Here is a 13,028-nt window from a genome sequence, read left to right on the forward strand (position 1 = left end):
TTTTTAATAGTTAAAAGATATTAATTAGTATTTTGTTATGAAGCACTCCGAAAATGATTCATTACCGCCTAATCTATGATATAATGAATCGATTATGAAAAGTCATTTTGTAGGGAAGGCCCTTTAGCATGAATGCTATAAGAAGAGTTTTGAAATGGAGAAAATAAAGTATGTATGATTTTAATAGAAAATTACTTACAGGGTGGGCTACATCTGTTGTAGTGATTGCTATCATGATTGTCAGTTTAATAAATTCTGGTAGTACCAGTATGAGTTATTCAGAGCGCCAAGAACAATTATTAAGAGAACAAAATAATCCATTGGGATATCAGGATAATGAGATTATGGAGAAAATCATTATAGATAAATGGACTAACAACTCTTATATCGATCATAATAAAGAAGATGAAGATAAGATGAAACGCTATTATATTGTGGTATGGAAGGAACTTAATAGCATAAAATACTATGAAAAAGTTGACAGTGATTATTTTAAAACAGTAAATATAGGAGATACATGGGACGGAAAAACAACATTGGAAGAGGTATATGATGATGACTATAGTTCAACCGATCCTGACGAATGGTAGAATTGGGATCAAACCTTTCTAATTGGTGATGTACCATAGGTCGATTATGAGAAAGGAGCTAGAAATTTGAATATGAGTAAAGAAAACAAATTCATTCTAATCGGACTGATCTCCACTGTTATATTAGGTATCATTCTTATATTTCCTTTGATAAATACGATGAAAAAAAACGCAGCGATTAAAGAACGGATTGAATACTTAGAAAAGAGACAGACAAAGCCTAGTTATAAGGATGGAGAAGTCATTGGATTTGCAGATTTAGATGGTGATAGTTTTGTTGTGTATTGGGATAACCTGAACAATGCCAAAGTATACGGATATCCATCTCCCCAAACGTTTCCAAAGGTTGGTGAGATTTATAGATGATTAAATTATATGTTGATGAATAATATATTCGGTACTATTCAAAGCAGATGAGAAAATAATTTAGTTTAGAAGAGGAAGTGAGAACATGGTATTATGGGAAGTTTCAATCATTTCAGAAAAAATGATTAAGCGAATTAACTCACGATGTAAGTTTCAACATAAAGGATATACACTTTGTACAGTTTGTCAATTTTGGCATTATTTTGGTTGCATCCCCTACTCGGAGGTGGTAGGAAAAATTGATGAAAAATACATGGAAGAAATATTCTATTGGCGTTGCTATCCTATGTCAACTAAAAAAGAGGAAGAGGAACTCTCGAAAAAATATATTTTTATAGAGCCTCTGAGATTTTGGAAAATTTTTCAGAGAAAATTTCCAAATGGTTATTTTGATACGTTCAAACAAGAAATTCAAAAAGATGAATTATTAAGTCAAATGCATGATGGTTTTCAAGGTTTTGTCGATGAAAATTACGTTTGGCTAGCATTAATGTTGTCAATAACTGTAAGAGAACAAATAACAGGATCTGAAGTATGGAGAGGTATGGCTTTACCGAATGATTGGTGGGAAGATAACATTGGATGGGAGAAATTATTAAAAGATATGGATGAATCTAGCTGTGAAGGTTTAGCTCAGGATGATGTTTTAGTATTCAGAAAACTTGAGTCGTAATAAAATAGAGTATAAAAGAAAGCATTTGTGCTTTTGAGGTGAAAATATTTTATTATTTAGTTCAGCTAATAGAAAGTTAGGATGTTTACATTCGGTACCGCATGATACAAGAAAAACTTTTCTATGAAGTTAAAAAAATAGATCGTAATTAATATTAGTTACTTTGTTCAATATCTTTCACTTGGAATCATATAACCTATTTATAAAAATCTGTTTGAGAGAAAAGTAGTGATTGATTTTATAAAGTGGAATATTTCATATTTGATAAGAAGAAAAATAGTTGAAAATATGCTATTTCTTCATCAGAAACAAAAGGGAAATTTCCCTCATACAATATAACTTATACAAATTTTTTGAAATAAAAAGGCAGTAGAAAACTATCGGATATTGAAATCAAGGTGTTTTGAAATCGCCTAAAACAGAACCTTGTCAAACCAGGTCTTAAGAAAGCTCGTAAAGCTTCACAATTTAGTAAACGTTAATTCGAAAGAATTACAATACTTACAAAGAGCACCTTTCGAGGTGTTCTTTTTGTATTTTCATACTAAATTGTGGTAGTTGACGTAGTTGTTGTGGCTTTAGCCGCTTACAATTACGGCTGTCATTCGACGAAGTCAATTACCTCAAAACGTTAATCAACACGATACTATCAACGTTTACAGACATTCAAGAGTATTCTCTTGGATGTCTTTTTTTGTTTCAAAAATACAAAGTTGACCCCGTTATTTTTTTGATTTTAAGTATCCATTTCACCTCTATTTAGAAAAATATCAAATCAATTCTTATTCAGGATAAGAGTCTTGACCTAAATCATTTACAAAATGACAAAAATAATGATATTTTTGACTAATATCATTGTCAAAAATAAAAAGATATGTTACAATGTAATCAAGTTAAAGAAATAAGACTTTGAACGGAGAAACTATGAGGATATCGGTAATAATATCTTATATAATAACAAAGGAGGAAAAATCAGATTCTACCATTTTGGGGATATCTAAGCGAAGTGGCTGAATTTGATAGACAATCGGTAAATATGAAGCTAAAAAATCGTTTAAAAGAGCTTCGCGCTCGTGATGGTTTAAACCAAACTGAGCTTGCCAAGCTAGCAGGTATATCTAGGCAGACCATTAGTTTGCTAGAGCGTGATGAGTATACCCCCTCTATTATTATCGCCTTGAAAATCTCTCAGATATTTCATGAGCCAGTAGAGTCGGTATTTCGCTTAGAGGAGGAAGAATCATGAACAAATATAGAGTAATTTATTATCTTTGTATCATTGCCTTTATAGCAAATGTTTCGATGATGATCGGGACCTTGCTGGGATGGTTTCAGATTTTAGACAGTAATTATTTTTTCTGGAGTAGCTTGATTTTTAGTTTAGTATTTGAGCGGATAGAAAAGAAAGTAAAAGAAAGAGTATAAAAGGAGTAAGATTATGAAAGAGTTTTTGGCAGATTTTCAAGTAGATACCGAACATAAAGAAATTGCAGGGGTTTGTGCCGGTATCGCCCGTTATTTCAATGTAGACCCTCTGATGATTCGTGCATTAGCCGTTTTGCTTTTTCTATCTTCGATAGAAATTAGTCTTCTCACAGTGATAAGTTATGCTTTTTTAGCTGGCTGGATGGGAAATGAATCTCTTGAAGTAGTCATCAAAAAATCAGGGTACAAGATTCTATTTTTCTATCTAGTTGCCATTCTCCTGAATAGTTTTGGTGATCAAGTTTTAACGGCTACTTTTGGATTTGGGCATGCTCTGGTTCAAGGACTGCTAGGTTTATTTTAGAAAGAAGATAGAAAATGAAAAAGAAACATTTATTACTATTGTTAGGAAGTTTATTGTTGGGTGGTTTAATCGGAATGTTTGGTGCTACCTTTACGAATCTTCATTTAAACATTTCTCAAGAGCAAGTACAGTTTATTTTGACGACCATCTTTTTCTGTCTGGGAATACTATCGACAATAGTAGCTCTCTATTTTATCATGAATAGTAGGAAAGTTTATGCTAGCTACCTAGCAGAAGAAGATGATGAATTAAACGAGCTAGCTTATATTAAGATGTATCGCTCTCTAGATTATGGGACAGTTGCTTACAATGTTTTGCAAGTTAGTATGCTTTTTAGCTTGCTTACAGTGTTGCCTAGCCACGATTTACCGATATCAGCTTTTCTCTTAGCAGTATTAACCATTCTTGTTGGAAGTTTCTGCATCAAAACAACGAGCAAAATTCGTAATTACCAACTCTCTATTTTAGCCACACCAAAAGAGGTATTAGATTATCTAGAAACCTATGACGAGGGAGAGAAACAAGCGGAAATGGAAGAGGCTTATTTAATCTTGTTCAAACTCAATCAGCTAATCTTACCATCTGTCTATATCATCTTGTTTGCCCTATCCATTATTCTTGGAGAAGTACAGTTAGTTGCTGCCCTTATAACTGCTGTCATCCATCTCTATATCAATATTGCACAATTAAGAAAAACAAAACGTTACTTTAAATAACAGGGGTTTCTATGAATCGTGTCGCAAATGTAGGTGACGATGTTGAAAGGAATGAATCAATCAAAATAAATCTCATTCCAAGATAGAGCTAAACACAAAATTCTAAAAAGTTTGTAAAGTAGCTTTAGTAAACGTTCTTTTAAAAGAATGCTAATCATTACAATGAGCACCCTTCGGGGTGTTTTTTCTACACCCAAACTAAATGAAAGATAAACAAAAACCCACCCTATCTTTCACAGTCAAATGTGACTGTAGAAAATAGAGTGGGTCTAGGATGTTAAAGACTATTTGTCGTCTTTATGAAAGATATTTTTAACGCCCTTGATAGCTCCTTCAACAGCTTCTTTTGCATCCTCAGCAACTTCTTTTGCTTTTGAAGCAACTTTTTCAGCAGTGCCTTCAGCTTCTGTTTTTGTATCGCCGGTTAATTTACCAAAGCCTTCTTTAACAGAGCCTTTTACTTGGTTCAATTTTTCTTCTAATGACATAGCGTCACCTCCATGAAGTTAGTCGTTTATTTCTCTGAATGCAATACTGTTGATTTAAAAAAATAAAAAATATTTGTTTCAGATTAGAATGAGTATATTCTTTTTAAAATGGAAAGTCAAATTTTTGCTACGGCTAAAAAACAGGATCGCTTTCCGGTCACGAATAATGACCGACTAATAAGTCACGATATTTCGTTTTTCCAGCAAAGATTTGAAACGAAAGAAGCAAAAACTTTTCTGTCTACAATGAAATAAATGGTATAATGGTCGTGAATGGAGACATCGTAACGCTGTTTTTTGAAAAAGAGAAGATAAATATGAAAAGAATCCTTACAACCTACCCTGTTATCAGTACTTTAGCTCTAATCTGTTTATCGCTCGGTCTATTGACTTCCTTTTATGGGGATGCTATGTATGACCTATTGGCTTTTCATTCAAAGCCGGCCTATGCTTGGCAATATGTCAGTGGGACCCTGATGCACGGTAGTAAAGGAGCCCCTATCTGGTTTTTATGGGTCCATTTGTTGTTAAATGGACTCATGATCCTTCCCTTCGGAGGACTGCTAGAAAGAAAAAGAGGCTCCGGACAAGTCTTAATCGTTTTTGTGACGGCGACAGTCCTCTCTTCCATCGTTTTTCACTTTTTAACCCAGGAGCAGGACATTCAGGCAACAGGGATCTCTGCTGTAGGATACGCCTTTGTGACCGGAGGGATTATGCTCCTGCCAAATGTGTGGAAAGAGTTCTCACGCACCGTAAAATGGTTTTATCTATTTTTAATTTTTCTATCTGGCCTCATGCTCTTACCAGTAATCACCGGATGGATCTCAACGCTATTGCATCTTTCAGGGATTGTTAGTTATCTGTTGGTCTTTATCGGAAGTAAAGGCTTGAAGAGGAGAAGCTAACTATTAAGACAGCTCCTCAGTAAGGTTTTCATCGTACTTCCTTGACTCTTCTTCTACCAGGCCGTATAATATTCTATATCAATGAAGAAATCACCTTTTGTCATTGTGCAAAGGGTGATTTTATAACGAAAAAAAGGAGACACAATGGGGTATATCTCTACTATTAAAACGGCTGTTCAGCTCTTTCCTTTCCTGGCATTTTTGCTGACCTTGCCCTACATGATTTTGAATTATCGAAAATATGGTTCGGTCAATAAATTGCGGGTGCTGATTTTCTATTCTTTTATGCTTTACTTGATGACGGTCTATCTCTTGGTGATCTTGCCTCTGCCAGATCCAAGTAAGATTCATACTAGCTACTCGGAAATGGTCAATCTCCATCCCTTTGCTTTTGTGGTGGATTTTTTCAAGGAGAGCCCCTTTGATTTAGCGCAGACTGGTACTTGGATTCAAGCCCTTAAGCATCCAACTTTTTATGTGCCTGCCTTTAATGTCCTGATGTTGATTCCTTTTGGGATGTATCTGCGCTATTATTTTAAGTGTGGTTTTAAGAAAACGATTCTTCTGACAGCCCTCTTTAGTCTCTTTTTGGAGCTGACCCAGTTATCAGGTCTCTATTTTCTGTATCCGGGTCCTTACCGCCTAGCAGATGTCGATGATATTATTCAAAATACTACCGGTGGTGGAGTGGGCTATTTGCTCGGTTGGTTCCTGGTTTGGTTATTGCCAACACGAGACGAAATTGACGAACATTCTTTCCGAGTAGGGACCAGAGTATCTGGTTTTCGGATGGGTCTTGCCTTCTTGATCGACTTTGTGATGCTATCCTTGCTTTACGAGGTAATCGAGCGTTTGGAGACGATTCCTTATGTAGCGGTTTTGGCTGTTTATTTTGGTTTGATTCCCTTGTGGCGAGGCAAAACCTTGGGAATGGCTTTATTGAAATTCCGCTTGCATTTTGACAAGCAAAAATGGCTTCGCACCATCTGGCGGGGAATCCTAGTAGTAGGTTATTTCTATCTGATTCCTCAAGGGTTGTTCTATTTGATTTCGCTCTTGAATAGCGACTTGACGGACAATTCCCTCTTAACCCTGTCCATGATTTTATTGCTCTTCTTTATGCTTTTATTGTACCTGATTCTCACTCTTGCCATCGTCTTACTCAATCGTCGCTTTCCCTTTGACCGTCTAGCTGGGGCTGAGTATGAGAGTACGGTGCGCGTGAAGAAAGAGCTCTTAAAGGATGAAACTGAATCATCAAAATAGAGAGAGTGGGACAGAAATCGGTAATTCGTTAGAATTTGATTTCGTCGTCTCACCTCCGCACAGTTGAGTAGGGCTGTAAAAGCTGATGAAATCAGCGTAGTAGAGCCCACTCAACCACTGCGTCTTGCTCGACAATCCAAAAACAATTGAGAGGCTAGGACTTTTGTCCCAGCCTCTTTATTTTTTTATACACATAAAAATATACGAACGTTCCCAGTTGAGAAGGGCGATTTTAAGGGGATTGTGCTACAATGGAAGCAAATAGATAGAATGGAGCAGTGAAATGAAAGCAATTATTACAGTCGTTGGTAAAGACCAAAAAGGAATCGTAGCGGGTGTTGCAACGAAAGTAGCAGAATTAGGACTCAATATCGATGATATCTCTCAAACTGTATTGGATGAATACTTTACCATGATGGCGGTCGTATCGTCAGATGAGAAAAAAGATTTCACACAGCTTCGTTCAGAGTTGGAAGAATTCGGTCAGTCTCTGCATGTGAAAATCAATATCCAAAGCGCAGCGATTTTTGATGCTATGCACAATTTGTAAGATAGGGGTTGAGAATTTATGGACATTAGACAGGTAACAGAAACCATTGCCATGATTGAGGAGCAGAACTTCGATGTTCGGACCATCACCATGGGGATCTCCCTTCTAGATTGTATCGATCCAGATATCGAAAAGGCGGCAGAAAAAGTCTACAATAAGATTGTGACAAAGGCCAAGGACTTAGTGGCTGTTGGGGATGAGATTGCGGCAGAACTTGGCATTCCAATTGTGAATAAACGGGTTTCAGTCACTCCAATTTCCATTATTGGGGCAGCAACCAATGCGACAGATTATGTACCCTTTGCCAAGGCACTAGATCGTGCGGCCAAAGAAGTTGGGGTCAACTTTATCGGTGGTTTCTCAGCCCTTGTTCAAAAAGGCTACCAAAAAGGGGATGAAATCCTCATTAATTCCATTCCTCGCGCCCTTGCAGAGACGGATTTTGTCTGCTCTTCAGTCAATATTGGATCGACCAAGACGGGGATCAATATGACAGCTGTCCGAGATATGGGCCGTATCATTAAAGAAGCATCCCAAGCAGATCCAATGGGGCCTGGTAAGCTCGTAGTTTTTGCCAATGCAGTAGAAGATAATCCTTTTATGGCGGGTGCCTTCCACGGTGTCGGTGAAGCGGATGTTGTCATCAACGTTGGGGTTTCAGGACCTGGTGTCGTCCAAAGGGCGATCGAAAAAGTTCCAGGAGCTAGCTTTGATGTATTGGCTGAAACAGTCAAGAAGACAGCTTTCAAGATTACCCGTGTCGGTCAATTAGTCGGTCAAATGGCTAGTGAACGCCTAGGAGTAGAGTTTGGAATTGTCGACTTGTCTCTCGCACCAACACCAGCTGTTGGGGACTCGGTTGCCCGTGTCCTTGAAGCCATGGGGCTTGAAGTGGTAGGAACCCACGGAACTACCGCAGCGCTGGCTCTGCTCAATGACCAAGTGAAAAAAGGTGGCATCATGGCTTGTAACCAAGTCGGTGGGTTGTCAGGTGCCTTCATTCCGGTCTCAGAAGATGAAGGGATGATTGCGGCGGTCCAATCAGGTCATATCAACCTGGAAAAATTGGAAGCCATGACAGCCATCTGTTCCGTCGGTCTAGATATGATTGCCATCCCAGCAGATACTCCAGATACAACCATTGCGGCCATGATTGCCGACGAAGCAGCTATCGGGGTGATCAACCAAAAGACAACAGCCGTTCGGATCATTCCTTATGGTAAGGAAGGCGATATGTTAGAGCTCGGTGGACTTCTTGGGTCTGCTCCGGTAATGAAGGTCAACAAAGCTTCTTCAGCTGATTTCATTGCCCGTGGTGGCCAAATTCCAGCTCCGGTTCATAGCTTTAAAAACTAAGAGAAATCTAGTATAATAGTAGAAAATAGAAAAGTCTGTGATGATGAAACTCCAGACTTTTTTCTTGAAAAAGGAGACAAGATGGCTAAAACAAGATTATTTGTGATTCGTCATGGGAGAACCATGTTTAATACCATTGGCCGTGCTCAAGGTTGGTCAGATACACCCTTGACAGCAGAAGGAGAACGAGGGATTCAAGCTCTAGGAATCGGCTTGCGTGAGTCCGGTTTGGAGTTTACTCGAGCTTATTCCAGTGATTCAGGCCGTGCCATTCAGACCATGGGGATCATTCTTGATGAATTGGGCTTGAAAGACCAGATTCCTTATCGCTTTGACAAACGGATCCGCGAGTGGTGTTTTGGTAGCTTTGATGGGGCCTACGGTGGGGAGCTCTTTCACGGTGTTGTGCCACGCGTGCTAGATGTAGAAGACTATAAGACTTTGACCTTGGAAGACTTGGCCAATGGCATCTGCCAAGTAGATACAGCAAATTGGGCTGAACCATGGGAAGTCTTGAAAAACCGAATCCTAGAAGGTTTTGAAGCCATCGCCAAAGAAGTAGAAGAAAATGGTGGAGGCAATGCCTTGGTGGTCAGCCATAGTTGGACCATTCAGACCTTAGTCTGCTTGGTCGAAGGAAAACCAAATCTCAATCTGCCTCTTTCAAATGGTAGTGTTACCCTTGTAGAATATGAAGATGGAGTATTGACGGTTAAGGGGTTCGGAGATAGCAGTTACCGTGAGGTCGGTGAAAGTTTGCAAGAATCCTAGTCCGTCCTGAAAGGCTGACCCTTTGGTCATGGCCTTTTCTTTTTCTCACAACTTGTAAGAGCTTTCCTACTTTCTTTTTGCAAAAAATGATATAATGAAAGAGATACATACGGAGGTAATACAATGACAAAAACCAGATTATATATTGCTCGTCATGGAAAAACCATGTTTAATACCATTGGACGGGCACAGGGCTGGTCAGACACTCCGCTGACAGAAGCAGGAGAGCGTGGAATTCGAGAATTAGGACTTGGTCTCAAGGAAGCTGGGCTTTCTTTTGAAGAGGCTGTTTCGAGTGATTCTGGACGCACCATTCAAACCATGGGAATTATTCTTCAAGAACTCGGTCTGACAGGAAAAATCCCTTATTGTTATGACAAACGGATCCGCGAGTGGTGTTTTGGCAGTTTTGACGGTGCTTATGATGGCGATCTCTTCATGGGGGTTTTACCCCGTGTCTTTAAGGTCGATGATTTCCATCAGTTGAGCCTAATGGAGTTAGCAGAAGGGATCGTCGAAGTGGATACAACTGGATGGGCTGAATCCTGGGGTACCTTGAGTGGCCGGATCCTAGAAGGATTTGAGGCCATTGCAAAAGAGGTAGAAGCAGCTGGCGGTGGCAATGCTATTGTGGTCAGCCACGGCATGACGATTACGACCTTGATTTATCTCATCGATCCAAAAGCGGTCGAAGAATTGGTCTTGGACAACGGAAGCGTGACGGTTTTGGCCTATGAGGATGGTGCCTTTCGTATTGAAAAGATTGGGGATATGTCCTATCGTAAGGTTGGAGCAAAACTTCTAGAGGGTGGCCATGACGAATAAGTATAGACGCGCAAGAAAAAAACGTAAGAAATGGTGGCCTTACCTATTGAGTTTCTTTCTTCTTGTGGTCCTTGGATCGGGAATTGGTGCTTACTTAGCGAAGCCAAGCTTGTTTTCAGGGCTTCAGTTTTGGAAGGCTAAAAAAACAGCTGTAACGACTCCCTCTTCTTCTAAGAAAAAGAAAGAAAAATCAGATTTACCAGCCGTTTCGACCAAAGACTGGCAGTTGATCTTGGTTAATCGTGACAATGTGAAGCCTGAGCTGAACCCACAATTGACAGATGTGGATGCTATCAAAGTGGATAGTCGGATTGTAGAACCAACTCGTCAATTCTTAGAAGCAGCTCGAAAAATTGCCCCAGAAGAAACCTTGATATCAGGCTATCGAAGTGTGGCCGAACAAACAGAGCTCTATAATGAACGTGTTGCGCAACTAGAGGCTAGTGGTCTTTCGCATGAAGAAGCTGAAAAGCAGGTGCAGACTCAGGTACAGGTCCCTGGTGCTAGTGAACACCAGACGGGACTTGCGATTGATATGAGTGTCGAAGCTGGCCAAAGTGATGAGTTGGGCATGCAGCTGGCTGCCATCGCACCGCAATATGGCTTTGTCCTTCGCTACCCAGATGGGAAGAGCAACATCACGGGTGTGAATTTTGAGAATTGGCATTTCCGTTATGTTGGCGTAGAAAATGCTCAGTATATGGCCAAGCATCAGCTAGTATTGGAAGAATATATTCAGCTATTGAAAAAAGCTGGCAAATAAGAGGAGATTCACTTCTCTAGGTCTTAAGAATGATTTTTAGCACTCTTGAAAAAAGAGTGCTAATTTTTTGGATTTTTCTCTTGACTTTCTTTTGGATGGGTGTATAATAGAATCATAGTTTAGCACTTGAGTGTTTAGAGTGCTAAAAAATGAAAGAGAGGTGAGGTCATGGTTACAGAACGTCAAAATGAGATTCTCAATCTTGTTGTCGATATCTTTACCAAGACCCACGAACCAGTCGGTTCAAAAGCGCTACAAGATGTCATTCAATCCAGTAGTGCGACCATTCGAAACGACATGGCTGCCCTCGAAAAACAAGGCTTACTTGAAAAGGCCCACACTTCGAGTGGCCGCATGCCTAGTCGAGCTGGTTTTCAATATTTTGTTCAGAACTCGCTTGATCTAGAGTTGATTGATGAGCAAGATGTCTACCAGGTGGTGAAAGCCTTTGATTTCGAAGCCTTTAAGTTAGACGATATCTTGGATGCTACAGCTAAGTTACTAGCCCAAATGACGGGCTACACCGCAGTCATTCAGGATGTTGAACCGACACGTCAGCGCTTGACTGGTTTTGAGATTGTTCCATTATCCAATCACGATGCCTTAGCGGTGTTGACCTTGGATGAATCAAAGCCCGTCACCGTCCAGTTTGCCATTCCAAAGAATTTCTTAACCAGTGATTTGGAAATCTTCCATCAGCTGGTTCAAGAACGCTTCATTGGAAATACAGTCTTGGATATCCACTACCGTTTGCGGACAGAGATTCCACAGATTGTACAGCGCTATTTCAAGACGACAGACAATGTCTTGGATCTCTTTGATTACGTCTTCTCGCAACTGTTTCAAGAACTGGTCTTTATAGAAGGAAAGGTTTCATCATTAGCCTACGCCGATCTTCAGACCTATCAGTTTTTGGACAATCCCCAACATGTAGCTCTCGAGTTGCGAGGGGGGATGCCAGAAGACCAAATGACCCAGATCCTGGTTGCAGAATCCCAAGAAAAGGCCTTGAAAAATGTGACGGTGATTAGTCACAAGTTCCTGGTTCCTTATCGTGGGATGGCCCTCATGCATGTGATCGGTCCCGTAGAGATGGATTACAGGCGTGTGATTAGCCTGGTCAATGTCATCGGACGGGTACTGGTTATGAAGTTGACGGACTACTACCGTTACCTCAACAGCAACCATTATGAAGTAAATTAAGATCAAATGAAAGGGGTGTATGCCTTGACAGAAGATATCAAAAAAGAAGACGTGAAAGAAGAGGAAGTTGCCCAAACAACTGAAGAAGTTGTAGAGGAAAGCAACCAACCTTCTGAGTTAGAAGAAGCACAAGCGCGTGCTGAGGAATTTGAAAACAAATACCTTCGTGCTCATGCAGAAATGCAAAACATTCAGCGCCGTGCTAATGAAGAACGTCAACAATTACAAAAATACCGTAGCCAAGATTTGGCAAAAGCGATCTTACCATCACTGGACAACCTCGAACGTGCCCTTGCCGTCGAAGGATTGACAGATGATGTGAAGAAGGGCTTGGAAATGGTCCAAGAAAGTTTGGTACATGCTCTGAAAGAAGAAGGAATTGAAGAAATTCCAGCGGACGGAGCCTTTGACCATAACTACCACATGGCCATCCAAACCTTACCTGCAGATAACGAACATCCAGCAGACACCATCGCACAAGTCTTCCAAAAAGGCTACAAACTCCATGACCGCATCCTACGCCCAGCCATGGTAGTGGTTTATAACTAGGCTGCCTTGTCCGAAACGACACTAAACTATGAAAGAAAGATAAGACGCAAGCCGGAGGCTTGCTAGGAAGATATTTCCCGCCGTGGTGAAAGTTTCAGTAGCTTGTGCTACTGAAACAGGGGATTTTTGAGACAGTAGGCTCAAAAATAAGTGATGAAATCCCGAAGGGAGTTGCTCACGTCCCCACCACTTAAGGGAAATATCAAAAAGAAAAA

General features: G+C 40.0%; 17 protein-coding genes. 16 read left to right on the plus strand and 1 reads right to left on the minus strand.

Features of this window, described 5'->3' with window-relative positions; genetic code table 11:
• The first annotated feature begins 170 nt into the window (after positions 1-170).
• The 7 genes from QM870_RS05845 to QM870_RS05875 all read left to right on the plus strand — a co-directional run bounded on the left by QM870_RS05845 (position 171) and on the right by QM870_RS05875 (position 4,134).
• Positions 171-590 (plus strand): hypothetical protein, encoded by a 420-nt coding sequence (locus tag QM870_RS05845; protein WP_414369001.1) that lies wholly within the window; start codon positions 171-173, stop codon positions 588-590.
• Positions 591-662: 72 nt separating this feature from the next.
• A complete protein-coding gene (locus tag QM870_RS05850) occupies positions 663-956 on the plus strand; it encodes a hypothetical protein (RefSeq protein WP_414369003.1) in 294 nt (97 codons plus the stop codon).
• A gap of 85 nt (positions 957-1,041) precedes the next feature.
• Complete coding sequence (locus QM870_RS05855) at positions 1,042-1,629, plus strand: hypothetical protein (RefSeq protein ID WP_414369004.1); 588 nt, start codon at positions 1,042-1,044, stop codon at positions 1,627-1,629.
• 1,036 nt (positions 1,630-2,665) lie between these two features.
• Complete coding sequence (locus tag QM870_RS05860; RefSeq protein WP_031576108.1) at positions 2,666-2,875, plus strand: helix-turn-helix transcriptional regulator; 210 nt, start codon at positions 2,666-2,668, stop codon at positions 2,873-2,875.
• Positions 2,872-3,054, plus strand: coding sequence for a hypothetical protein (locus QM870_RS05865; protein WP_049516043.1), 183 nt, complete (start codon positions 2,872-2,874; stop codon positions 3,052-3,054). The genes QM870_RS05860 and QM870_RS05865 overlap by 4 nt, the downstream gene beginning before the upstream one ends.
• Before the next feature lie 13 nt (positions 3,055-3,067).
• Positions 3,068-3,418: a PspC domain-containing protein gene (locus tag QM870_RS05870; RefSeq protein WP_049499704.1), complete on the plus strand. Its 351-nt coding sequence runs from the start codon at positions 3,068-3,070 to the stop codon at positions 3,416-3,418.
• A gap of 14 nt (positions 3,419-3,432) precedes the next feature.
• Positions 3,433-4,134, plus strand: coding sequence for a DUF3169 family protein (locus QM870_RS05875; RefSeq protein WP_049516041.1), 702 nt, complete (start codon positions 3,433-3,435; stop codon positions 4,132-4,134).
• A 284-nt stretch (positions 4,135-4,418) separates the two neighbouring features.
• On the opposite strand, the gene QM870_RS05880 is transcribed toward QM870_RS05875, so the two are convergent.
• A complete protein-coding gene (locus tag QM870_RS05880) occupies positions 4,419-4,622 on the minus strand; it encodes a CsbD family protein (protein WP_003014014.1) in 204 nt (67 codons plus the stop codon).
• Between the two features lie 317 nt (positions 4,623-4,939).
• Here QM870_RS05880 and QM870_RS05885 point away from each other — a divergent pair, with 317 nt between their 5' ends.
• The 9 genes from QM870_RS05885 (at position 4,940) to grpE (ending at position 12,813) form a co-directional block, all read left to right on the plus strand.
• Positions 4,940-5,530: a rhomboid family intramembrane serine protease gene (locus QM870_RS05885; RefSeq protein WP_230310787.1), complete on the plus strand. Its 591-nt coding sequence runs from the start codon at positions 4,940-4,942 to the stop codon at positions 5,528-5,530.
• Positions 5,531-5,674: 144 nt separating this feature from the next.
• Positions 5,675-6,796: a VanZ family protein gene (locus QM870_RS05890; RefSeq protein ID WP_070590493.1), complete on the plus strand. Its 1,122-nt coding sequence runs from the start codon at positions 5,675-5,677 to the stop codon at positions 6,794-6,796.
• Between the two features lie 283 nt (positions 6,797-7,079).
• A complete protein-coding gene (locus QM870_RS05895; protein ID WP_003004214.1) occupies positions 7,080-7,346 on the plus strand; it encodes an ACT domain-containing protein in 267 nt (88 codons plus the stop codon).
• An 18-nt stretch (positions 7,347-7,364) separates the two neighbouring features.
• A complete protein-coding gene (locus QM870_RS05900; RefSeq protein ID WP_070595600.1) occupies positions 7,365-8,702 on the plus strand; it encodes a PFL family protein in 1,338 nt (445 codons plus the stop codon).
• Between the two features lie 81 nt (positions 8,703-8,783).
• On the plus strand, positions 8,784-9,473 hold the full coding sequence (locus tag QM870_RS05905) for a histidine phosphatase family protein (RefSeq protein ID WP_003004248.1): 690 nt from the start codon (positions 8,784-8,786) through the stop codon (positions 9,471-9,473).
• A 123-nt stretch (positions 9,474-9,596) separates the two neighbouring features.
• Positions 9,597-10,298 (plus strand): histidine phosphatase family protein, encoded by a 702-nt coding sequence (locus tag QM870_RS05910; RefSeq protein WP_414369008.1) that lies wholly within the window; start codon positions 9,597-9,599, stop codon positions 10,296-10,298.
• Complete coding sequence (locus tag QM870_RS05915) at positions 10,288-11,061, plus strand: M15 family metallopeptidase (RefSeq protein WP_037607303.1); 774 nt, start codon at positions 10,288-10,290, stop codon at positions 11,059-11,061. The genes QM870_RS05910 and QM870_RS05915 overlap by 11 nt, the downstream gene beginning before the upstream one ends.
• 168 nt (positions 11,062-11,229) lie before the next feature.
• Positions 11,230-12,264 (plus strand): heat-inducible transcriptional repressor HrcA, encoded by a 1,035-nt coding sequence (hrcA, locus tag QM870_RS05920; RefSeq protein WP_070449781.1) that lies wholly within the window; start codon positions 11,230-11,232, stop codon positions 12,262-12,264.
• Positions 12,265-12,288: 24 nt separating this feature from the next.
• On the plus strand, positions 12,289-12,813 hold the full coding sequence (gene grpE, locus QM870_RS05925) for a nucleotide exchange factor GrpE (protein WP_414369053.1): 525 nt from the start codon (positions 12,289-12,291) through the stop codon (positions 12,811-12,813).
• Positions 12,814-13,028: the final 215 nt, after the last annotated feature.

Origin of the sequence: Streptococcus parasanguinis (assembly GCF_047463195.1) — a bacterium.
GTDB classification, from domain to species: Bacteria; Bacillota; Bacilli; order Lactobacillales; family Streptococcaceae; genus Streptococcus; species Streptococcus parasanguinis_R.